Source organism: Pseudooceanicola pacificus (assembly GCF_009789075.1).
GTDB lineage: Bacteria > Pseudomonadota > Alphaproteobacteria > Rhodobacterales > Rhodobacteraceae > Pseudooceanicola > Pseudooceanicola pacificus.
Map to the genome: position 1 here is coordinate 61,940 of NZ_WNXQ01000003.1, position 20,940 is coordinate 82,879.

Here is a 20,940-nt window from a genome sequence, read left to right on the forward strand (position 1 = left end):
GTCCCCTTCCGCTCAGGCCGCCAGGGCCTGCATCGCCGCCTTCAGGTCCAGCGCCCCGTCATAGAGCGCGCGGCCCGAGATCGCCCCGTTCAACGGCGCGCCGCAGTCGCGCAGCGCCACCAGATCCTTCAGCGACGAAACCCCGCCCGAGGCGATGACCGGGATCGACACCGCATTGGCCAGCGCGGCGGTTGCCGGCACGTTCGGCCCCTGCATCGCGCCGTCGCGGTTGATGTCGGTATAGATGATCGCGGCGACGCCGGCATCCTCGAAGGAGCGCGCCAGGTCGGTGACCATCACGTCGGTCTCGGTGGCCCAGCCCCGGGTGGCGACGCGGCCGTTGCGCGCGTCGATTCCTACGGCGACATGGCCGGGAAAGGCGCGGGCGGCCTCGCGCACCAGGTCGGGGTTCTCGATGGCGACGGTGCCCAGGATGACGCGGGTCAGGCCCTTGTCCAGCCAGGTCTCGATCGTGGCCATGTCGCGGATGCCGCCGCCGAGCTGCGCGGGCACCTTGCAGGCGGCCAGGATCGCCTCGACCGCCGCGGCGTTCACCGGGGCGCCGGCAAAGGCGCCGTTCAGATCGACCAGGTGCAGCCATTCGCAGCCGGCCGCGACAAAGGCGCGGGCCTGCGCGGCCGGGTCGTCGTTGAACACGGTGGCCTTGTCCATGTCGCCATGCAGCAGGCGCACGGCATTGCCATCCTTCAGGTCGATGGCGGGGTAGAGGATCATGGGCAGCTCCGTTCCGGCAGGTCGGGCCTGACTTGGCACGGGGGGGCGGCATTTGCAATCGTGCTTGCGGGGCAGGGGATTCGCATGGACAGTCCCCGCTGGCAAAGGGAGAAAGCGATGCGTTTCATGACCGCCGTTGTGACGGCACTGGTGCTGGGGGCCGGGATGGCCGCGGCCGACCCGGTCGAGGGGCTGTGGAAGACCGAGGTCGACGACGGGAACTATGCCATCATCGACGTTTCGGCCTGCGGGGCCAGGATCTGCGGTGTGATCTCGCGCACCTTCAACGCGGATGGCGAGTTCAAGAGCGAGGTGATCGGCCGCCAGATCGTCTGGGACATGATGCCCGAGGGCGGCGGCGCCTATGGCGACGGCAAGATCTGGCGCCCGTCCAACGACAAGGTCTACCGGTCCAAGATGAAGATGAGCGGCAACAGCCTGAAGGTGTCGGGCTGCATCGGGCCGATCTGCCTGGGGCAGAACTGGACGCGGGTGCAATAGCCGGGGATGCCCTGTCTCGGGTCTCGGGTCTCGGGTCTCGGGTCTCGGGTCTCGGGTCTCGGGTCTCCGGGTATCGCGGCTGTGGTCCCGGGTATCGCGGCTCAGGGCGCCCAGGTCAGGAAGTTCGAGATCAGCCGCAGCCCGGTCTTCTGGCTCTTTTCCGGGTGGAACTGGGTGCCGATCATGGTGTCGCGTCCCACGATGGCGGTGATCGGCTGACCGTAATCCGCATGGGCCAGCAGCGTGGCGGGATCGGTCACGCGCATGTGGTAGGAATGCACGAAATAGGCGTGATCGCCCGTTGCGACCCCCTCCAGCACCGGGTGCGGCCGGTCGATCACCAGGTCGTTCCAGCCCATATGCGGGACCTTCAGCGCGGGGTCCTCGGGTGCGATGGCAACCACCTCGCCCTCGATCCAGCCCAGCCCCTCGGTATCGCGGTATTCGCGGCCGATGCCGGCCATCATCTGCATGCCCACGCAGATGCCCATGAAGGGGCGGCCGCCATGTTCGACGGCCTCCTTCAGCGCCTCGAACAGGTTCTCGCGGCCCTTGAGCGCGTCGCAACAGGCGGGAAAGGCCCCGTCGCCGGGCAGCACGATGCGGTCGGCGCGGGCCACGTCCTCGGCCCTGTCCGAGACGATGACCTCGCCCGCCCCGGCCTCGCGCGCCATGCGCTGAAAGGCTTTCTCCGCGGAATGCAGGTTCCCGCTTTCATAGTCGATCAGGACGGTCAGCATGGGATCAGAGTGCGCCCTTGGTCGAGGGGATGGCATCGGCCTTGCGCGGATCGGTCTCGACCGCGTCGCGCAGGGCCCGCGCCACGGCTTTGAAAGCCGCTTCGACCACGTGGTGACTGTTGATCCCGCGCAGGGCGTCCAGGTGCAGGGTGATCCCGCCGTGGGTGCTGAGCGCCTGGAAGAACTCGCGCACCAGTTCGGTGTCGAAGGTCCCGATCTTCTGGGTCGGAATCTCGAGGTTCCAGCCGAGATAGGGCCGCCCCGAAAGGTCCAGCGCGGCCCGCACGAGGGCGTCGTCCATCGGCAGGTGACATTCGCCGTACCGCCGAATTCCGCGTTTGTCGCCAAGCGCTTGCGCCAGGGCCTGCCCGATGGCAATGCCGGTATCCTCGACCGAATGGTGGTCGTCGATATGAGTGTCGCCCTTGCACCGGACGGTCATGTCGATCAGCGAATGGCGGGACAGCTGGTCGAGCATATGGTCGAAAAAGCCGATGCCGGTCGCCATGTCGTAGCTGCCGGTTCCGTCGATGTTCAGTTCGACCGAGATCTCGGTCTCGGCCGTTTGCCGGGTGATGCTGGCCTTGCGCATGAGGGCTCCGCCTTTGGTGACGGGCCCTTATAGGATGGCTTTCCCGTATGGCCAAGTCATTGCCTTGCGCGGCAAGGCCGCATGGTCCCTTTCGTCCTGCAGGCTGTTGGCGGCACGGAGGGCTGCCATGACGGAGTCCTGGGGCGGTGTGACGGCATTTGCCGGCTTTGCGACAGGCACCGGCATGCGGATCTGGACCGTGGTGCCGCGTTCACCGTCGGCCTCTGCCAGGCGGATCCCGCCACCATTCGATCGGAGGATCTTGCGGGCGAGGGCCAGGCCGACTCCGCTGCCTTCGCAGACATCGCGCGGCCGCAGGGTCGTCATCAGGTCGAAGACCTTGTCGTGGAATTGCGGTGGGATACCTGGCCCATCATCCTGGATCGAGATTGTCACGCCCTCCGGTGTTTGGGCCGCGACGATGTCCACCTGGCCTGTCGGCCGATCGTGGTGCTTGATCGAATTGCCGATGATCGCGGCAAACATCTGCACGAGGTCGGCTTCCGGGCCGAAGAGCTCCAACCCCCCGCCTTCAAGCGTGCAGGAAAAGTCCTCCGGCCAATCAAGCGTCACGCAGGCGGCGGAGACCAGCCTGTCGATCCGGTGTCGTGCGGGAGACTCCGACATGCGCCCGATGCGGGAGTAGCTGCGCAGATCCAGCAATATCTGATCCCCGCGCTCGGCCTGCGTGAGCAGCATGTCGAGATGCTCGGAAAGCGTCTCCTCCGCGATGCCGGACCTCGCGTCCTCTCTTATCCATTCCGGAATCGTGCGGACTGCCCGGAAGCAGGCGCGCAGATCATGCGTGATTTGATATAGGAGCTGTTCAAACTCCTGTTCCGATACGCCGTTTTGGCCATCTTTCTGTTCCATGCGTCCCGACCTGTCGAACCGTTGTCCAAAGTTTTGTCGTCTGGCTAATGCTTGTGCCGTCTTGTCCAATTCTCGCGTCTACAGGGCCAGCATGACGGCGAGGGGTTAAGAGGCTCTGAACATCCGCGCCGTGGTGTCGGAAATTTTTCGAAAATTAGCGATCTTCTCCGCGGCGGCGTTAACCGGCCGATTACTGTCCTGACCTTAAGTCTTCCGGGAACTCGAAGGGCCAGCCATCGGAGGGCGGAATATGGCGGATCGTATGGTGGACGTGCCGGATGCACGGAAATTCATGCCAATGCAGAGTGTTCCGTCACATGCGGGTCCCGACTCGATCAACGTTCTTGTTCTCGACGATTCGCGGTTCGACGCGGAACGGATCGCACGGCAATGCCGGCAGACCGACCTGCCCGTTGTTGTCGAGGCGGTCGAGGACATCGACGGTTATGCGCGCGCGCTCGCCACGCGACGTTTCGACCTGATCTTCGTCGACTACCTGATGCCAGAGGCGGACGGCTTGCAAGCCTGCAAGCTGCTACGCGAAAACGGTGCGTCAAATGCGGGGTGCCCCGTTGTCATGGTTGCCGGCGCCGGGCGGCACGATGTGGCCGTGCAGGCGATGAAATCGGGCTGCATCGACTATGTCACCAAGGACGAAATCGGTAGCGGGCTGATACGCGACCTGCTGCTGCGGTCAGTGGGGGCCGTCGCCGAATTCACGCGCGAAACCATCCGGGCGGACCTGGAAACGCATCGGCAGGAAATCCACCAGGTGATCCGCGAGGCGCTGCGGGAGCTTTTGCCTTTGCATGTCGAGGCGCGGGAAACAGCGCGCGTTCGGGCGGAGCTGGAAAATCTCGGGCTGGTGGAGCCGGGCGTTGGCCGCGCGGCCTGGGATGACATCCTCGCAAGCGATTACGCGGGTTTTGATTTCAAGAAGCTCAAACACTGAAATCCAACAGGGATTTGCCATGCATGTGAACACCGCGCTCAATCGACTGCCCACGGCCCGGCACTCGGATCTGTCCGGGGCGCATTGCCTGGTGATCGACGATAGCATGATTGACCGATATCTGATCTGTCATACGTTGCGTGAAGTCCTGTCTGGAGCGGACATCGTCGAATGCGCAACTTTGGCCGATGCGTTCGACTGCCTGGCCAGAGAGAAATTCGACCTTATCCTTGCAGACAGGAGTCTCCCTGATGGCGATGGCGAGGTATTGGCCCTTGAACCGCAGCAGGAAGCTGCCGTGCTGATTCTGAGTGGCGAGTATTTCCCGGAGGAGGAGGGACTGGACCGTCAGGAGATTGCGTTCCTGCACAAGGACGATCTGACCGCGCAATCGCTGGCCCGGAATTTGAAGATGCTCAAGGTGCCCACGGGCAAAGGGATCCGGATGCACTCCCCGCTCGCGACCCATTCGGTACAGCCTGGGTTCAGAACCGATGACAAGGCTTCCATAGCGCGTGGCTTGAGGCTGCTGCGTACTGTTCGGTCCTGCGGGAGCCACGCGAGCGCGGATGACATGTCGGAACTGCTGCGCGAGATCGAGCAGGTTCTCTCTGGCCTCGACACGCGCCTGAGTTGACTGACTTGTCTTGCTCAATTGAACCCGTCGGAATGGGATCGAACATGGGCCGGTTCTAAGCCGCACCTTGGAATGGTGAGCCTGGCCGAGGGTTCTGGGAACCGATTTCGCCAGGGTACGGTCAGTGGCGGTTCGCCCCCGAGGCGGGAGCATCGCATTCCGCCAATTTGAGATGCAGTTCCGCAATGCTGGTGGCGTGTGCGGTGCAAGATGATCTGGGGGGACTCGTGGTTTGGGCCGAGTCGCCTCAATCCTGGTTCAATGCAGGCGCGCGGATCGACACTCCTCGATGATCTGCGCGACGGAGGCGTCGCTCAAGGGCTTCACGATGTAGTGTCTGACAATCGGGAAGTCGGCCGCCCGGGATTTGTCCAGCGGATTGTCTGACGATGTGTACATCATCACCAGGACTTCGGACCCCTTGCCGGGCAGGGCGTGGATACGGCGCTGCATTTCCTCAAGCGTCTCGAAGCCGTTCATGCCGGGCATATTGATGTCCATGAGAACAAGACATGGGGACTGTGCGCCAGACAGGGTTGCCGTCAGGCCACCGTCGGTAAAGAACCGTTCGAGGAATGAGGCACCGTCCGGGCTCTCCTCGACCGGGGCGAAGGCTTGCGACTTCGCAAGTCGCCGGCGTGCGATATATCGGTCGGCGGCAACGTCATCGACAACGATGGCAGGTATCATGGCGCGTTTCCTGAATTGCGGGTTCCGGGCTCGGAGGCGTCAAGTTCGAGGGGTAGCCAGACAGAGAAGGAGCTGCCGTCAGGACTGCTGAATGCGTCGATGCGCCCGTTCAACAGGCGAATGTGCTTGGCCACCAGGGCCAGCCCGATTCCGTGGCCGCTCTGCGGGGAATAGGTGCGAAACATGCCGAATATGCCTGGCAGGTTTTCCTCGGATATCCCTGTGCCCGTGTCGGCAACCTGCATGTCCAGCCCGTCTGCGCCGGTCCGCACTGTCACTGTCACGCTGTGCTCGGCATTGCCGGGACGCCGGAACCGCAGGGCATTGGAGAGCAGGTTTTCGACAATGATCCGAAATGGCGCCGCGGCGATCCGCAGGCCCGGACCGCTGTCGCAATCCAGAGTGAACAGCGACGCGCGGTCAGTCCCCGCCGACAGCCGGGCCCAGATCCCGCGTATTTCCGCGGCAACGTCGATGCGGGTGACCTCGGCCGGTGCCGTCCCCGCGCTTGCGAGGGCAAAGATCGCCTCGACCTTGGCGGAATAGCGGCGGCTGGTATCGAGCGAGTCGCGCAATGTGGCGCGGCATTCGTCAAGCTCTCCGGCTTCAAGGTCCTCAAGCGCGATTTCCAGTAGTCCGGAGATCGTGCTGAGCGGGGCCTTCAGGTCGTGGCTGGTGCTGTAGGCGAATTGCGTCAGCTCCTCGTTCAGGGCCGACAACGCCTCGGTTCGTTCAAAGATCTCTTCGTCATGGGCGATACGTGCGGATACGTCGGAAATGGTGGCCATCACGCACTGGCCCTGCGCGCCCATGATCGGGGCCAGTCCGATTTCCACAGGAACCTCGGTGCCGTCCAGGCGGCATGCCATCATCGTGCGCCCGTAGCACATCGGGCGCGGCGTGCTTTTGGTGAAATATCCGGTGCGGTAGACCGCATGCGATTGCCGCGACCCGCGTGGGATCAGATCCTCGACAGGGCGACCGACGAGGGTATCGTGCGTGGCCCTGAAGAGGGCGCAGGCCGCATTGTTGACCAGCTGGATGGCGCCGGTCCCGTCCACCAGGATCATCGCGCTGGCGGAGGCGTTCAGCGCGGCCATCAGACGGCTTTCGCTCGCCTTGCGTTCGCTGATGTCGATCACGGAACAGAGCGTCCAGGTCTCCTCTCCGATATCGACGGCATCAAGGCCGACCTCGACGGCGATTTCGCGGCCCCTGCGGGTGATGCCGAACAGGTCGCGGCCGTGACCCATCGCGCGTTTTGTCGGAACCCTGTTGTAGGCCGCACGCAGAATGTGGTGCGAGCCCCGGATCGAGCTGGGTACCAGCCTGTCGACCGAACAGCCCGGCAGTTCGTCAGGCGCGAAATCGAACAGGTGATCCATCGCGCTGTTGGTCATGGCAATGATGCCGTCGGGACGGGTCAGCGCCATCGGGATCGGGCAGAGGTCGAGGGCCAGGCGATAGGTCGCAAGGCCGGCCAATGTCGGATCCCGGGTCGGATCGCGTGCCGGATCGGGCGCCGGGGGCGGCGCTGGCAGGTTCAGCTGGCCAGGTGACATGGCATGCCTCCGGCCAGGTCGGATGTCAGGCGCATCAGGCCTGTGCGGGTCAGCGGTTTGTCCAGGCTGGCCCTGACCAGCCCGGTGATTTCGGCCCGGCGGCGGTCGCGGTCCGTCAGGGCCTGGGTCAGCATCAGGAACACCGGGGGCGGGGCCGCCGGGCGGAGCGTCGCGCAGGTTTCGAGGAATTCGATCCCGCTCATGCCGGGCAGGTTCACGTCGAGGAAGATCGCGTCGTCCGGTCCCGGCGCGGTTTCGGCGCGGGTGAAGAGGGCAAGGAGAGGTTCCGCCGTCGCATGGCTGCTGACCTGGCGGCAGAGTTCGTGCCGGGTGAGGAGGCGTTCGTACATGCGGCGGTCCAGCGCCTCGTCATCGACGAGATAGGCGGTGGCGAATGCGGGATGCGGGAGCGGCGGGGATATCACGAGAGATCCTCGGCGCCACTGGGCAGGATGACGGTGAAGGTCGAGCCGACCCCCGGCACCGAGTGCAGCTCGATCTCGCCGCCGTGGCGTTTCACGATCCGCTGGCAGAGCGTCAGGCCAAGCCCGGTGCCGGGTACGTCCTTCACCCCTGCCGCGCGTTGCAGCGGGTCGAAAATCCTGCGCCGCCACGGAGAGGCAATGCCGCGCCCGTTGTCCGAAATCTCGATCGCGACCAGGTCGGGGGGCATCAGGTCACGGCAGCGCAGCCTGACATGGGGGGCAACCCCGGGGCGGTGGAACTTGACCGCGTTGCTGACGAGGTTCTGGAACACCAGCCGCAGTTGCGGCGCGGTGCCGGGCACGCAGGGCAGGTCATCCGCCCCCTCGATCCGGGCATCGGTGCGCCGGATATCGGCGGCCAGGTCGTTGCGCACCTCGCGCATGATGGCTGCGAGGTCGACCATGTTTGCCGCGGGCCGGGGCGCGGGCGCGTCCTGGGTGGCCATCACCAGAAGCGTTTCGATCGTATCCTTGATGCGGTGCAGCGTGTCCATGCAATGGCCGGACAGTTCCGACCCCGTGGCGTCGTTGCGATCGGCATGATGTTCCCCGAGTTCCGCAAACAGCAGCAGCAGCGTGTTGACCGGGGATTTCAGGTCATGGGCGATGGCATAGGCGAATTGCTGGGCCTCTTCCCGGAGACGCCTGAGCTGGCTGAGCTCGGTTTCCGCCTGGTTGCGGAAATGATCGGCCAGGCCGTAGCTGATGGCGCCGTCGGTCGGCGGATCGCCGGGGGCCGTAGGGGCGGGGGCCGTGGGGGCGAGGGCCGTGCCCGTGCCCGTGCCAAAGGTGCCTGCCACCCGGTCGATCTTATGGTGTTGCCGCATGAGACACCTCCGGCCTGCAGGCTAGGCCAGAGGGAGTTAAGGCCGGGTAAATCGGCGAGAGCAGCCCCCCGGGATCAGTCCTCGATCAGCGAGAACAGGCCAAAGACATGGGTGATGTCGCCGCTGTCCGAACGCCGCACCCGGCCGCTGCCCTTGCAGGGCAGGATGGTGCCGTCCTTGCGCTGCAGACGGGCGCGGTAGCTGTAGGGCTGACCGTCCTTGAGCGCCCGTGCAACATAGTTCGACACCATCTCGCGGTCTTCGGGGTGGAACATGTCGACGGCGCCCTGGATGCTGGCCTGGTCGCGGTCGGGATCCATCCCCAGAATATGAAAGAGATTCGGGCTCCAATACGGGGTCTCGTTGGCAACATCGTAGGAATAAAAGCCGATTCCGCGGTCTGCCTGGGCATGTTCGAACTGCTCCAGCCGCATCGAGCGGGTGATCTCGCGGTCGATGTCGCGAAAGACGCCGACGATGGTCAGCGGCCGCCGTTCGATGTCGAACTGGGCGGTGCCGCGCGCCTCGACATAGGCCATCCGCCCGTCGGCGCGGTTCAGGCGCAGGTTCAGCTGGTAGGGCTGGCCGGTGCGCATCGAGGTCTCGATCGCCTCCTGCACCAGGGGCCGGTCGTCGGGGTGGAAGAACTTGATCGCGTCATCCAGCGAGGGCACGCCGTCCTCGGGCGTCAGGCCGTGGATCTGGAACACCTCGGGCGACCAGTGGAGCTTGTCGTTTTCGAGATCCAGGCGGAAATGGCCGATCCGCTCCATCTCCTCGACCATCTGCATCTTGATCATCATCTCTTCGGTATCGACCTCGGAGATCACGATCGTCACGCCGCGCAGGTCCCGCGCCTCGTTGAAATAAGGTACGGATTTCAATGAGATGAGCGAGCTCTCGGATTCGAACTGAATCGCGCGTGGCTCGCGGGAAGAGAAGGTCTCGCTTGCGATCTGGGTGAGCGAGGGGAAGCCCTTGGGCACCACGCATTGCGACAGGTGCATCCGCTCCAGCCCCTCGGTGATCCTGAACATCCGCCGGGCGGGTTCCGAGCAGCGGGAAATCTGCATCGCATTGTCGATAACCAGGATGGCCAGCGGCGCGGTCTGCAGCACCGACTCGAGGTCGCGGCGCACGCCTTCCAGTTCGGCGGCGTTGATCTGCAGCTCTTCGTTGACCGTCAGCAGTTCCTCGTTCGAGCTCTGCAGTTCCTCGTTCGAGGTTTCCAGTTCCTCGTTCGTGGCCTGCAGGTCCTCGTTGGTCGATTGCAGCTCTTCGTTCAGGGATTGCTGTTCCTCGTTCGAGGTCTGCAGCTCTTCGATGGTCTGCTGCAGCGCCTCGCGGGTCGAGGCGACATCGGCCTCCAGCTGGCGCAGCTGGGACATGTCGGTGACTTCGCTGTCGCCGGACTCGATTTCCGGGTCGATGCTGAGCTTGTGGATCGCCAGCAGGGTGTACCGCTCGCTCTCGGCGCTCAGGGCGATGGGAAAGGCCTCAAGGTAGACATGGGTGTAATCCGCGCCGGGCATTTCGTGGCGCGAGCCGCGCCGCCGTTCCTGGCGTTTCTGCGCCACCGAGCAGAGCGAGGGCGCCTCGTCCCGCAGCGGGCTGCGCAGCAGCGACAGCGACAGGTCCAGGCGGCTGCTCTCGCGCAGCTCGATGAAGGGAGAGATGTCGCCGAAGACGCGGATGATGTCCTGCGCCCCGGTCACCAGCATCGAATTCGACCCGATGGAGCGGGCCAGCCCCTCGAACATGTCCTTGTGGATGTCGGTGCCGCCCTGCGTCGGTTTGTGCGCCGTGCGGGTTGCGCCCAGCCAGCGCGGGGCCGACAGCTGGAACTCGCTGATCCGGCTGGCCACGCCCTTGCGCGCCAGCGACCGCTTGCGGAACAGGCGGTTGCGGTCCGACACGATCTCGTAATCCAGCTGCATCGGGCCGATGGTTTCCGAGGTGCCCAGGAACAGCAGGCCGCGGGTCTTGAGTGCGTAATGCACCCGGTTCAGCACCCGTTCCTGCAGCTTGGGTTTGAAATAGATCAGCAGATTGCGCAGCGACACCAGGTCGATGTTGATGAACGGGGGATCCTGGAACACGTTGTGATGCGAGAACAGGATCAGCTGTTTCAATGCCGGCTTGACCGAAACCTTGGTTTCGTCCCGGTCGAAATAGCGGTCCAGCAGATGGGGCGGAATGTCCTCGATCGCCGAGCCGGGGTAGACCCCGCGCCGCCCGACGCGCAGGGCGCTTTCGTCGATGTCGGTGGCAAAGATCTGGACCTTGGAGGGTTCCAGCTCGCTCAGCCCGCCAAAGGCTTCGGCGATCAGGATGGCGATGGTATAGACCTCTTCGCCGGTGGCGCAGCCGGCAACCCAGACCCGCAGGGTTTCGTCCTGCGGGTGGTTCTCGATCATCGCGCGCAGTTCGATCCCCAGGCGTTCGAACTGGTTGGGATCGCGAAAGAACCGCGTGACCGAGATCAGCAGATCCTTGTACAGCGCGTCGATCTCGGCCGAGGACTGGCGGCAATGGGCGACATATTGCTCGTAGCTGCTCATGCCCAGGGCGACCATGCGGCGCTGGATGCGGCGCTGGACGGTGTTGCCCTTGTATTCGCGGAAATCGACCTGGGTGCGGGCCATCAGGATCTGCAGCAGCTCGGTATGTTCGCCGCTTTCCTCGCCGATCTTCTGCAGCGCGCTCAGGTCGCGCGGCTTGGCCATGATCTTCTTCAGGTGCTGCGCGATCTGTTCGGGCGACAGGACCAGGTCGATGCAGCCGGTTTCCACCGCCGAGGCGGGCATGCCGTCGTATTTCGCGGTGCTCTGATCCTGCGCGATGGTGATCCCGCCGGCCTCGCGCACCGCCTGCACGCCGTAGGACCCGTCAGAGCCGGTGCCCGACAGGACGATGGCGATGCATTTCTCGCCCAGCTCGTCGGCCAGGGAATAGAACAGCCGGTCGGCCGAGGGCTTGGGCGTGCCCTGCCGCCCCGCCGGTTCGCTGAGGCACAGCTTGCCGTTCAGATAGGTGACGTCCTTGTTCGGCGGGGTGACATAGATCGTGTCGGGCTCGGGCACGACATCCTCGACCAGTTCCTGCACGGGCAGAAGGGTCTCGCGCGCCACCAGCGTCGACATCAGGCTCTTGTGCGAGGGCGACATGTGCTGGGCGATGACATAGCTCGCCCCGGTCTCATGCGGCAGGGACTGCACCAGGGCGCTGATGGCCTCCAGCCCGCCGGCCGAGGCGGCGATCCCGATCACATAGGCGGTGCCCTTGTCGTCCCTCATCACTCTGCCCCTTCACCCGATGGCACGTCTTTAGTGTGCCTTGCCTATGTCGCCAATATCCAGAACGGGCGAGGCGTCGATTTCGTCGGCGTCCAGCATGGCGGCGACCCGCTCCAGCGCGGCGACGATCATCGCCTGTTCCCAGTCCTGCATGGCTTCGAACTTCTTGACATATCGTTGCTGCAGGGGATCGGGCGCTTCGTCGATGGTGGTAAGCCCCAGCGGGGTTATTGTGACGTTGGTCTGGCGCCTGTCCTTTTCCGACCGCTTCCGTTCCACCATGTCCTTGGCCACCAGCTTGTCGATCAGCGAGGTCATGGTGGCCTGGGTCACGCCCATGCGGTTGGCAATCGCCGTGGGCGTCGCGTGGCCGGTTTCGGCGATGATCTGCATCACGCGGAACTGCACCGCGGTCATTCCGGCCTCTTTCGCCAGCCTTCGCCCGTACAGCTCCGTCGCGCGCAGGATGCGGCGCAGGGCGATCAGGCTGACATCTGTACGATCCATGGGCAGTGTCCGGAATTGGTCGGTCCAGCCGGGCGGGGGCGTCCCTCGCACGGTGGAGACTGTTCACCAAACCATACTTCATTCGTTAACATAAGGTTAATGTTTGTGGAGCTAAGCTCCGATGTTCCCCATATCATCGCGTTTTCTGCCGTGCGATGCGGCAAAACTGGCGCTGGCGTTTTCATTTTGCTTAGCCTGTTGAAATATCTTCTGCGGAGCCTATACTTAGTTGAGCGAAGCAAAATAGGAGGCATCGAGGGCGGTGCAGACAGTGAAAACCATCAAGGGTAGCCCCCGGCCGACCCTGCGAAAGCCTGTTGGAGAAGACGGTTCGGCCATTTGGGACCTCGTGCGCGCGTGCAAGCCGCTGGACGAGAACTCGATGTACTGCAACCTGATCCAGTGCGATCATTTCGCCGACACCTGTGTCCTGGCCGAGATGGATGGCGAGGTTGTCGGCTGGGTTTCCGGGTATGTCCGTCCCGATGAGCCCGAGACGGTTTTCGTGTGGCAGGTCGCGGTGTCCGCTAAGGCACGCGGCCACGGCCTTGGCGGCCGCATGCTGTCGGAACTGCTGGATCGTGACGCTTGCGAAGACGTGACCCGCCTGCAGACCACGATTACCAAGGACAACGATGCCTCTTGGGCGCTGTTCACCCGCTTTGCGAAAAAGCAGGGTGGCACGCTCGACAGCGAAGCGCATTTCAAGCGCGACGACCATTTCGATGGCCAGCACGCCACCGAACACATGGTCACCATCCGCTTCGAAGAGCCTGCACGTCAGGCCGCCTGAGCAGGGCGGGGCCCCCGGAAACGGGGGTCTATAGCTCGGGACTTCGAACCGAAACTTAAAAAACCGAAGGAACACATCATGTCGACTGACACGTCAGGCGAAACAAAGAGTATTTTCGAACGCCGCGAGAGCGAGGCACGCTCCTACTGCCGCGGGTTTCCGACCACTTTCATCAAGGCCAGCGGCTCGCATATGACCGATGCCGGGGGAACCGAGTATATCGATTTCCTCGCCGGCTGTTCGTCGCTGAACTACGGGCATAACGACCCGGACATGAAGGCGGCGCTGATCGAGCATATCTCGAACGACGGGATCGCGATGGGTCTTGACCTGCACACCGGTGCCAAGGCGCAGTTCCTGGAGGCCTTCGAGGAGCATATCCTCAAGCCGCGTGGCATGGATCACCGCGTCATGTTCATGGGTCCGACCGGCGCCAATGCCGTCGAGGCCGCGATGAAGCTGGCCCGCAAGGTGACCGGGCGCGATAACATCGTCGCCTTCACCAACGGCTTTCACGGTGTGACCCTGGGTGCCCTGGCCGCGACCGGGAACGAATACCACCGCGGCGGTGCCGGCACCACGCTGCACGGCGTGACGCGCATGCCCTATGACGGCTACATGGGCGAGGGCACCGATACTGCCGACCTGCTGGCCGCGATGCTGCGCGACAAGTCCTCGGGGCTGGAAGCGCCGGCCGCCATCATCCTGGAGACCGTCCAGGGCGAGGGCGGGCTGAACGCCGCATCCGCCGAATGGGTGCGCCGCGTGGCGGACCTGGCCAAGGAATCGGGCGCGCTGCTGATCATCGACGACATCCAGGCCGGCTGTGGCCGGACCGGCAGCTTCTTCTCCTTCGAGGAGATGGGCGTCGAGCCGGACATCGTGACCCAGGCGAAAAGCATCTCGGGCTTCGGCCTGCCGATGGCGATGATGCTGGTGAAGCCGGAACACGACATCTTTGGCCCGGCCGAACACAACGGCACCTTCCGCGGCAACACCCATGCCTTCGTCACCGCGCGTGTCGCGATCGAGAAGTTCTGGGCCGACCCGGCCTTTCAGACCGAGCTTGGCGAAAAGGCCAAGGTGCTGAAGGACGGGCTGACCAAGGTCTCTGAGGCCATCCCCGGCTCGCGCCTGAAGGGCCGTGGCCTGATGCGCGGCGTCGACGTCGGTTCGGGCGAGCTGGCCGGCAAGATCTGCGCCCGCTGCTTTGAAAAGGGTCTCATCATCGAGACCTCGGGCCCCGAGGACGAGGTGGTCAAGGTGCTTGCCCCGCTGACAACCCCGGTCGAGACCTTCGAGAAGGGTCTGGCGATCGTCCTGGAAGCGGTGCGCGAGATCGTGCCCGCCGAACAACCCATGGCTGCGGAGTGAACCGATGATTGTACGTGATTTCGACGACCTGACCAAAAACGAACCGCATCGTGTGGTGTCGGCGGAGAAGTGGACCTCGGTCCGGATGCTTCTGGCCGAAGACAACATGAACTTCAGTTTTCACATCACCTTCCTCGAAGAGGGTTCGGAACATACGTTCCACTACAAGAACCACTTCGAGAGCGTGTACTGCATGAAGGGCAAGGGCACGATCACCGACCTGGCCACCGGCAAGACCTACGACATCAAGCCGGGCACCATGTACGCGCTGAACGAGCACGACAAGCACACCCTGCGGGCCGAGGAAGAGCTGGTCATGGCCTGCTGCTTCAACCCGCCGGTCACCGGCAAGGAAGTGCATCGCGAGGACGGCTCTTATGCCGCGCCGGAGGAAGTCGAGGCGTAAGCCCCGGCATCCCCGCCCGCACCCGCAGAACGATCATCAAAGGAAGGCCGCCGGGCATGACCCCCGGCGGAATGACAGTGACACACGCAAATCATACCGTTGAGAAAATCGGCGGCACCTCGATGTCGCGCCTGAACGAGCTGCTCGGCACGCTCTTCATCGGCGAGCGCAAGGGGCAGCAGCTCTACAACCGGATCTTCGTGGTCTCGGCCTTCGGTGGCATCACCAACCTGCTGCTGGAGCACAAGAAGACCGGCGAGCCGGGCGTCTATGCGCTGTTCTCCAACGCCGAGAGCGATCACGCCTGGTCCGACGGGCTGAACCGCGTCGCCGAAGCGATGAAGCTGGCGCATCGCGAGGTCCTCGACCATCCGGCCGACCTGGCCGATGCCGACGATTTCGTGCGCGAGCGGATCGAGGGGGCGCGCAGCTGCCTGATCGACCTGCAGCGCATCTGCTCTTACGGGCATTTCCGGCTGAACCAGCACATGCAGATCATCCGTGAGCTGCTGTCGGGCCTGGGCGAGGCACATTCGGCGCAGGTGACAACCCTGCTGCTGCGCCGCGCCGGCGTGGATGCCCGGTTTGTCGACCTGTCCGGCTGGCGCGACGAACGCGAGATGACGCTGGACGAGCGCATCGCCGCCGGGCTGAAGGATGTCGACCTGGGCCGCGAGATGCCCGTCGTCACCGGCTATGCCCAGTGCACCGAGGGGCTGATGAAGGAATACGACCGCGGCTATTCCGAGGTCACCTTCAGCCGCATCGCCGCCGCCACCGGCGCGCGCGAGGCGATCATCCACAAGGAGTTCCATCTGAGCTCGGCCGATCCCAAGCTGGTGGGCGATCATGTGCGCAAGCTGGGGCACACCAATTACGACGTGGCCGACCAGCTGTCGAACATGGGGATGGAGGCGATCCACCCCAAGGCGGCCAAGACCCTGCGCCAGTCGGAAATCCCGCTGCGCGTGACCAATGCCTTTGAGCCCGAGGACCCGGGCACGCTGATCGACGACCGCAAGGCGGAGACCCCGGCGGCCGAGATCGTCTGCGGGCTGGATGTCTTTGCGCTGGAGCTGTTCGAACAGGACATGGTGGGGGTCAAAGGCTATGACGCGGCCACGCTGGAGGTGCTCAAGCGCCACAAGGTGCGGATCGTGTCCAAGACCTCGAATGCCAATACCATCACGCATTACACCGATGCCTCGCTGAAGACGATGCGCCGGGTGGAGCGCGACCTGGCCGAGATCTATCCCGGCGCCGAGCTGAACGTGCGCGCCCATGCCATCGTGTCGGTCTTCGGGCGCGACCTGCGCGGGCTGAAGGCCCTGACCAAGGGGCTGGAGGCGCTGGAAGCGGCCGGGCTGGATGTGCATGCGGTGCACCAGACGACCCGTTCGGTCGATGTGCAGTTTGTCCTTCCCCGGGAGGAGCGGGACGCTGCGATCAAGGCCCTGCACGATGCCGTCGTGCAGGCGCCCGAAGCGACCGGACACCGGGCGGCGGCCTGACCGCCCTCTACCGCCGTCCGTGAGAGGCCGCCTCCGTCACCTTCGGGACGGGGGCGGTTTTTTGTTGTGTCGACCCGATCCAAAGGCGCGCCTGCGGCGCACGCCATTCCCGGCGCATGGCATGCGCCTCGGCGGGCCCTGCGGGCCCGCGTGGGGGGCGCTGCCCCCGTCGCACCTGCGGTGCGACTCCCCCGGCATATTTTCGGCAAGAGGAAGATGCGGGCGCGTCTGCGGGGGGCGCTGTGGCGATGCCGGGCGGGTGTCACAGAAGTTTGTTCGAAACGATACATTTCCGACTCCTCCCCGGACTAGGCCGCTGGCCAGGAACCAGGGGACACCACGTGCTGCGCATCGAGCAACTGACGAAGACTTTTGGCCGCAACACGGCCGTGGACCGGGCGACAATTGAGGTCGACCGGCCGATCATGCTGGGAATCATCGGACGGTCCGGGGCGGGGAAGTCCACCCTGCTCAGGATGCTGAACCGGCTGACGCCGCAGTCCTCGGGCCAGGTGTATTTCGAGGATCGCGAGATCACCGCGCTGAAGGGGGCCGAGATGCGCGCCTGGCAGGCCGACTGCGCGATGATCTTTCAGCAGTTCAACCTGGTGCCGCGCATGGATGTGGTGTCGAACGTGCTGCACGGGACGCTGAACCGCCGGTCGGTGCTGGCGACGATGTTCAACCTGTTCCCGCAGTCCGACATCCACCGGGCGATCGATATTCTGGAGCGCCTCGGCATTGCCGAACATGCGCCCAAGCGGGCCGAGGCCCTGTCGGGCGGCCAGCAGCAGCGCGTGGCCATCGCGCGGGCGCTGATGCAGGACCCCAGGATCATCCTGGCGGACGAGCCGATTGCCTCGCTCGACCCGATGAACGCGCAGGTGGTGATGGATACGCTCAGGCGCATCCACGAGGAGGACGGGCGCATGGTGATCGCCAACCTCCACACCCTGGACACGGCGCGGCGCTATTGCGACCGGGTGGTGGGCATGCGTGACGGGCGGATCGTCTTCGACGGCACGCCGCAGCAGCTGACCACCGGCGTGGCGCGCGACATCTACGGCGCCGATGCCGGGTTTTCCGAAGCCGCGACATCCACCGCCATCGAGACCCTCGACGCCACGCAGCGCGCCGAGATCGACGCGGCCCGCGTCACCGTCTGATCGCCAGAAGGTTCCACCCGCCGCCCCGGGGGAGCCGGGCGGCCCATCCACGGAGAGACTGAGAATGAAACAACTGATCGCAGCCGCACTGGCCACGACCGCGCTGACCGGCATGGCCGCGGCGCAGGAGATCACCGAGTACCGCATCGGCATCCTGGGCGGCGAGAATGCGCAGGACCGTCTTGCCTCGCACGAGTGCCTGAAGACCTATACCGAGGAAGCGCTTGGCGTGCCGGTGAAGCTGTTCGCCCCGGCCGATTACAACGGCGTGATCCAGGGCCTGCTTGGCGGCACCATCGACCAGGCCTGGCTGGGCTCTTCGGGCTATGCCGCGACCTATCTCGCCGACCCCGAGGCGGTGGAGCCGGTGCTGGTGAAAACCAATCTCGACGGTTCGTTCAGCTATCACTCGATCGGTTTTGCCCGCAAGGACAGCGGCATCACCTCGCTGGAAGACGTCAAGGGCAAGGTCTTCGGCTTTGGCGATCCGAATTCGACCTCGGGCTATCTGATCCCCTCGATCGAGATCCCGCAGGCCACCGGCGCCTCGATGGAATCGGGCGACTATTTCGGTGAGGTGAAGTTCACCGGCGGTCACGAGCAGACCATCGTGGCGGTCTACAACGGTGACATCGACGCCGGCGTGACCTGGGCCGACGGCCTGGGCGCATGGGAAGACGGCTACAACTCGGGCGCGCTGCGCAAGGCGGCGGATGCCGGCCTGGTCGACATGAACGAGCTGGTCCAGATCTGGATGTCCAAACCGATCCCCGAGGGCCCGATGGTGCTGCGCAAGTCGCTGCCCGAGGATGTGAAGGCCAAGATGGTCACCCTGATCGAGGAAATGGCCGACAAGGATCCGGACTGCACCTACAACATCGCCGCCGGCGAGACTGCCGGGTTCACCCCGATCACCCACGAGGCCTACGAGAGCATTATCGAGGTCCGCAAGGCGAAATCCAACTGATCCACCCGGACCAGTGACCCGGCCCCCGGTGCCATCGCGCCGGGGGTCTTTCCGATGAAAGGCCGCCCCTCTTGAGCGTGATCGCATCCGACCCGTCCGCCGACATCCGCGGCGACTACCTGCGCCTGACGCGCCAGAAACGCCTCTATGGCGGGCTGGTGCTGGCGATCTTCCTGCTGCTGATGATCTCGGGCTTCAGCGTGGCCGAGGGGCGCAATGCCGGGGGGTTCATCTCCGGGCTGCCGCAGATCCTCGATTTCCCGGCCATGGTGTTTTCCGAGGCCTGGGAGAAGCGGGCGCAGCTGCCGGGGCATCTGGTGCATTACGTTCCGGCGCTGCTGGAGACGCTGAACATCGCCGCCGTGGCCACGATCCTGGGCACCGGGCTGGCGATGGTGCTGTCGATGCTCTCGACCCGGGGCCTGGCGCTCTGGCCGCGGGCGATCCCGCTGTTCCGCCGGGTGATGGACGTGATGCGGGCGGTGCCCGAGATCGTCATCGCGCTGGTGCTGATCTTCGTCATGGGCGGGGGGCCGGTGCCGGCGGTCATCGCCATCGCCTTTCATACGGGCGGGGCGCTTGGGAAGCTCTTTTCCGAGGTCAACGAGAACGCGGATCTCAAGCCGGTCGAGGGGCTGGCCTCGGTCGGCGCGGGCTGGGCGCAGCGGATGTGGCTGGGGGTCGTGCCGCAGGTCTCGCCCAATTATTTCAGCTATGCGCTGCTGCGCTTCGAGATCAATATCCGCGCCTCGGCCATCCTGGGCTTCGTCGGTGCGGGGGGGATCGGCTACGAGCTGAAGAACACCATGTCCTGGGGGCAGGGCAAGTTTGACGAGGCGGCGGCGATCTTCCTGCTGCTGTTCCTGACCATCGTCGCGGTCGACCAGGTGTCGGGCTATGTCCGCCACCACCTGACCCGGCAGGGAGGCCACTGATGAGCGCCGATATCACCGCCGCGGGCACAGACCTGCGCGCCCATGCCGATGCCATGTTCCTGCGCAAGAAGCTGGCGGCCTTTGCCCTGCCGGCGGTGGTGCTGGCCTACCTGGCCTATACCTTCTTCGCCTTCGACATCGCGGGGCTGGCGGAGCGGGCGCGGATCGACAATGCGCGCACGCTTCTGGCCGACACCTGGAGCTACAAGACCCATGTGACACGCGACAACCGCTCGGGCGGGATGACGGTGGCCATCGAGGGCGAGCGCAAGGGGACTTACCCGGAGGGCACGGCGCCGGACTGGGTGAGCCTGGGCGAGGTGACCCGCGTGGACCTGGGCGAGGGGCATGTGGTGGAATTCCTGCCGGGCAACGCCCTGCGCTACGACGTGCCGGGGTTTGGCCCGATCGAGGCAAGCGTGTCGCGCGCGCGCGGGGTGCAGATCAACCTGGACGAGGCGGAGCTGCCGGACTGGATCAGCTATTCCAGCGCGCGGCTGAACATCACGACCGAGGCGGGGCGGGTGTCGCTGACCCGGAACCGCACCGAGGTGTTCCGCTATTTCCCGGGGTGGGAGCTGTTCTTCTTCACCCTCGACAGCCCCTATCACGGGGTGCCGCTGTCGCGGATCCTGTTCGGCGCGCGGGTGGACCCGGAGCGGGCGAACCTGGCCGGGGCGTTCCACGATTTCTGGAACAACGACATGTGGCGTCACCGCGATGTTGCCTGGGCGATCTGCGAGACGATCCTGATGGCCTTCCTCGGGACCTTCGGGGGAGCGATCATCGCGTTGCCTGTGGCCTTTCTCGCGGCGCGGAATTTCACGCCGCTGCGCGTGGTGCGCTTTGCCTTTCGCCGGGTTTTCGATTTCCTGCGCGGGGTGGATGCGCTGATCTGGACGATCCTGCTGAGCCGGGCCTTCGGCCCGGGGCCGATGACCGGGGCGCTGGCGATCCTGCTGACCGACACGGGGAGCTTCGGCAAGATGTTCTCGGAGGCGCTGGAGAATGTCGACGGCAAGCAGATCGAGGGCATCCGTTCGACAGGGGCCAGGCCGCTGCAGCGCTACAGGTTCGGGGTGATCCCCCAGGTGGTGCCGGTGCTGCTGTCGCAGGTGCTCTATTTCCTCGAATCCAACACGCGGAGCGCCACGATCATCGGGGCGATCACCGGCGGCGGGATCGGGCTGCTGCTGACCCAGGCGATGATCACCCAGAAGGACTGGGAAGAGGTGACCTATTACATCATCCTCGTGATCCTGATGGTCTTTGCCATGGACTGGCTGTCGGGCTGGCTGCGGCGCCGGCTGATCCGCGGCGGCGACAGCGGGCACTGACCCGGCGGGCGTGACCTGACGGAGCGCCTTCGGCGCACACGATGTTTTGCAGCG

At 64.9% G+C, this 20,940-nt stretch carries 21 protein-coding genes; 11 read left to right on the forward strand and 10 right to left on the reverse strand.

The window, feature by feature from the left end; translation table 11 throughout:
• Positions 1-12: 12 nt before the first annotated feature.
• Positions 13-735, reverse strand: coding sequence for a 1-(5-phosphoribosyl)-5-[(5-phosphoribosylamino)methylideneamino]imidazole-4-carboxamide isomerase (gene hisA / locus GLS40_RS06010; RefSeq protein ID WP_160381847.1), 723 nt, complete (start codon positions 733-735; stop codon positions 13-15).
• Positions 736-852: 117 nt separating this feature from the next.
• Here hisA and GLS40_RS06015 point away from each other — a divergent pair, with 117 nt between their 5' ends.
• The gene (locus GLS40_RS06015; protein WP_160381848.1) at positions 853-1,236 is read left to right on the forward strand and encodes a DUF2147 domain-containing protein; all 384 of its coding nucleotides are present in this window, start codon (positions 853-855) and stop codon (positions 1,234-1,236) included.
• Between the two features lie 101 nt (positions 1,237-1,337).
• On the opposite strand, the gene hisH is transcribed toward GLS40_RS06015, so the two are convergent.
• From hisH to GLS40_RS06030, 3 genes are read right to left on the reverse strand one after another with little or no spacing between them, the layout of a single operon-like run.
• Positions 1,338-1,976 (reverse strand): imidazole glycerol phosphate synthase subunit HisH, encoded by a 639-nt coding sequence (gene hisH, locus GLS40_RS06020; RefSeq protein WP_160381849.1) that lies wholly within the window; start codon positions 1,974-1,976, stop codon positions 1,338-1,340.
• 4 nt (positions 1,977-1,980) lie between these two features.
• Positions 1,981-2,568 (reverse strand): imidazoleglycerol-phosphate dehydratase HisB, encoded by a 588-nt coding sequence (gene hisB / locus GLS40_RS06025; RefSeq protein WP_160381850.1) that lies wholly within the window; start codon positions 2,566-2,568, stop codon positions 1,981-1,983.
• A gap of 27 nt (positions 2,569-2,595) precedes the next feature.
• Complete coding sequence (locus GLS40_RS06030; protein ID WP_160381851.1) at positions 2,596-3,441, reverse strand: sensor histidine kinase; 846 nt, start codon at positions 3,439-3,441, stop codon at positions 2,596-2,598.
• 250 nt (positions 3,442-3,691) lie between these two features.
• Between GLS40_RS06030 and GLS40_RS06035 the strand changes: the two genes are divergently transcribed.
• Together GLS40_RS06035 and GLS40_RS06040 are read left to right on the forward strand one after the other, a co-directional pair.
• A complete protein-coding gene (locus tag GLS40_RS06035; RefSeq protein WP_160381852.1) occupies positions 3,692-4,393 on the forward strand; it encodes a response regulator in 702 nt (233 codons plus the stop codon).
• Between the two features lie 19 nt (positions 4,394-4,412).
• The gene (locus tag GLS40_RS06040; RefSeq protein ID WP_160381853.1) at positions 4,413-5,030 is read left to right on the forward strand and encodes a response regulator; all 618 of its coding nucleotides are present in this window, start codon (positions 4,413-4,415) and stop codon (positions 5,028-5,030) included.
• Between the two features lie 258 nt (positions 5,031-5,288).
• Here GLS40_RS06040 and GLS40_RS06045 read toward each other — a convergent pair whose 3' ends face one another.
• The 6 genes from GLS40_RS06045 to GLS40_RS06070 all read right to left on the reverse strand — a co-directional run bounded on the left by GLS40_RS06045 (position 5,289) and on the right by GLS40_RS06070 (position 12,397).
• Positions 5,289-5,720 carry a response regulator gene (locus GLS40_RS06045; protein ID WP_160381854.1) on the reverse strand — a complete coding sequence of 144 codons (432 nt, stop codon included), beginning with the start codon at positions 5,718-5,720 and terminating at the stop codon, positions 5,289-5,291.
• Positions 5,717-7,282 (reverse strand): sensor histidine kinase, encoded by a 1,566-nt coding sequence (locus GLS40_RS06050; protein ID WP_160381855.1) that lies wholly within the window; start codon positions 7,280-7,282, stop codon positions 5,717-5,719. Before GLS40_RS06050 ends, GLS40_RS06045 begins: the two co-directional genes overlap by 4 nt.
• Positions 7,264-7,707, reverse strand: coding sequence for a response regulator (locus GLS40_RS06055; RefSeq protein ID WP_160381856.1), 444 nt, complete (start codon positions 7,705-7,707; stop codon positions 7,264-7,266). The genes GLS40_RS06050 and GLS40_RS06055 overlap by 19 nt, the downstream gene beginning before the upstream one ends.
• Positions 7,704-8,594 carry a sensor histidine kinase gene (locus GLS40_RS06060; RefSeq protein ID WP_160381857.1) on the reverse strand — a complete coding sequence of 297 codons (891 nt, stop codon included), beginning with the start codon at positions 8,592-8,594 and terminating at the stop codon, positions 7,704-7,706. Before GLS40_RS06060 ends, GLS40_RS06055 begins: the two co-directional genes overlap by 4 nt.
• A 74-nt stretch (positions 8,595-8,668) precedes the next feature.
• On the reverse strand, positions 8,669-11,890 hold the full coding sequence (locus GLS40_RS06065; protein ID WP_160381858.1) for a chemotaxis protein CheB: 3,222 nt from the start codon (positions 11,888-11,890) through the stop codon (positions 8,669-8,671).
• A gap of 30 nt (positions 11,891-11,920) precedes the next feature.
• Positions 11,921-12,397, reverse strand: a complete 477-nt coding sequence (locus GLS40_RS06070; RefSeq protein WP_160381859.1) for a MarR family winged helix-turn-helix transcriptional regulator — start codon at positions 12,395-12,397, stop codon at positions 11,921-11,923.
• A 262-nt stretch (positions 12,398-12,659) separates the two neighbouring features.
• Here GLS40_RS06070 and ectA point away from each other — a divergent pair, with 262 nt between their 5' ends.
• From ectA to phnE (GLS40_RS06110), 8 genes are all read left to right on the forward strand, one after another.
• Positions 12,660-13,190 (forward strand): diaminobutyrate acetyltransferase, encoded by a 531-nt coding sequence (gene ectA / locus GLS40_RS06075; RefSeq protein ID WP_160381860.1) that lies wholly within the window; start codon positions 12,660-12,662, stop codon positions 13,188-13,190.
• Between the two features lie 78 nt (positions 13,191-13,268).
• Positions 13,269-14,564 (forward strand): diaminobutyrate--2-oxoglutarate transaminase, encoded by a 1,296-nt coding sequence (ectB, locus tag GLS40_RS06080; protein ID WP_160381861.1) that lies wholly within the window; start codon positions 13,269-13,271, stop codon positions 14,562-14,564.
• A 4-nt stretch (positions 14,565-14,568) separates the two neighbouring features.
• A complete protein-coding gene (locus GLS40_RS06085) occupies positions 14,569-14,970 on the forward strand; it encodes an ectoine synthase (protein ID WP_160381862.1) in 402 nt (133 codons plus the stop codon).
• A 71-nt stretch (positions 14,971-15,041) separates the two neighbouring features.
• Positions 15,042-16,481, forward strand: a complete 1,440-nt coding sequence (locus tag GLS40_RS06090) for an aspartate kinase (RefSeq protein WP_160381863.1) — start codon at positions 15,042-15,044, stop codon at positions 16,479-16,481.
• A gap of 341 nt (positions 16,482-16,822) precedes the next feature.
• A complete protein-coding gene (phnC, locus tag GLS40_RS06095) occupies positions 16,823-17,647 on the forward strand; it encodes a phosphonate ABC transporter ATP-binding protein (protein WP_160381864.1) in 825 nt (274 codons plus the stop codon).
• A gap of 64 nt (positions 17,648-17,711) precedes the next feature.
• Positions 17,712-18,614: a phosphonate ABC transporter substrate-binding protein gene (gene phnD / locus GLS40_RS06100; protein ID WP_160381865.1), complete on the forward strand. Its 903-nt coding sequence runs from the start codon at positions 17,712-17,714 to the stop codon at positions 18,612-18,614.
• A gap of 77 nt (positions 18,615-18,691) precedes the next feature.
• Positions 18,692-19,549 carry a phosphonate ABC transporter, permease protein PhnE gene (gene phnE / locus GLS40_RS06105; protein WP_160382241.1) on the forward strand — a complete coding sequence of 286 codons (858 nt, stop codon included), beginning with the start codon at positions 18,692-18,694 and terminating at the stop codon, positions 19,547-19,549.
• Positions 19,549-20,886 carry a phosphonate ABC transporter, permease protein PhnE gene (gene phnE / locus GLS40_RS06110; RefSeq protein ID WP_160381866.1) on the forward strand — a complete coding sequence of 446 codons (1,338 nt, stop codon included), beginning with the start codon at positions 19,549-19,551 and terminating at the stop codon, positions 20,884-20,886. The genes phnE (GLS40_RS06105) and phnE (GLS40_RS06110) overlap by 1 nt, the downstream gene beginning before the upstream one ends.
• Positions 20,887-20,940: the final 54 nt, after the last annotated feature.

What these genes read in the sequence shown, in the direction of transcription:
- GLS40_RS06070 (WP_160381859.1), bottom strand. Translation starts at nt 12,397, where the DNA reads ATGGATCGTACAGATGTCAGCCTGATCGCCCTGCGCCGCATCCTGCGC.
- phnE (WP_160381866.1), top strand. Translation starts at nt 19,549, where the DNA reads ATGAGCGCCGATATCACCGCCGCGGGCACAGACCTGCGCGCCCATGCC.
- hisB (WP_160381850.1), bottom strand. Translation starts at nt 2,568, where the DNA reads ATGCGCAAGGCCAGCATCACCCGGCAAACGGCCGAGACCGAGATCTCG.
- ectB (WP_160381861.1), top strand. Translation starts at nt 13,269, where the DNA reads ATGTCGACTGACACGTCAGGCGAAACAAAGAGTATTTTCGAACGCCGC.
- GLS40_RS06050 (WP_160381855.1), bottom strand. Translation starts at nt 7,282, where the DNA reads ATGTCACCTGGCCAGCTGAACCTGCCAGCGCCGCCCCCGGCGCCCGAT.
- GLS40_RS06060 (WP_160381857.1), bottom strand. Translation starts at nt 8,594, where the DNA reads ATGCGGCAACACCATAAGATCGACCGGGTGGCAGGCACCTTTGGCACG.
- GLS40_RS06045 (WP_160381854.1), bottom strand. Translation starts at nt 5,720, where the DNA reads ATGATACCTGCCATCGTTGTCGATGACGTTGCCGCCGACCGATATATC.
- GLS40_RS06030 (WP_160381851.1), bottom strand. Translation starts at nt 3,441, where the DNA reads ATGGAACAGAAAGATGGCCAAAACGGCGTATCGGAACAGGAGTTTGAA.
- GLS40_RS06015 (WP_160381848.1), top strand. Translation starts at nt 853, where the DNA reads ATGCGTTTCATGACCGCCGTTGTGACGGCACTGGTGCTGGGGGCCGGG.
- phnD (WP_160381865.1), top strand. Translation starts at nt 17,712, where the DNA reads ATGAAACAACTGATCGCAGCCGCACTGGCCACGACCGCGCTGACCGGC.
- GLS40_RS06035 (WP_160381852.1), top strand. Translation starts at nt 3,692, where the DNA reads ATGGCGGATCGTATGGTGGACGTGCCGGATGCACGGAAATTCATGCCA.
- GLS40_RS06040 (WP_160381853.1), top strand. Translation starts at nt 4,413, where the DNA reads ATGCATGTGAACACCGCGCTCAATCGACTGCCCACGGCCCGGCACTCG.
- GLS40_RS06090 (WP_160381863.1), top strand. Translation starts at nt 15,042, where the DNA reads ATGACAGTGACACACGCAAATCATACCGTTGAGAAAATCGGCGGCACC.
- hisA (WP_160381847.1), bottom strand. Translation starts at nt 735, where the DNA reads ATGATCCTCTACCCCGCCATCGACCTGAAGGATGGCAATGCCGTGCGC.
- GLS40_RS06085 (WP_160381862.1), top strand. Translation starts at nt 14,569, where the DNA reads ATGATTGTACGTGATTTCGACGACCTGACCAAAAACGAACCGCATCGT.
- GLS40_RS06065 (WP_160381858.1), bottom strand. Translation starts at nt 11,890, where the DNA reads ATGAGGGACGACAAGGGCACCGCCTATGTGATCGGGATCGCCGCCTCG.
- hisH (WP_160381849.1), bottom strand. Translation starts at nt 1,976, where the DNA reads ATGCTGACCGTCCTGATCGACTATGAAAGCGGGAACCTGCATTCCGCG.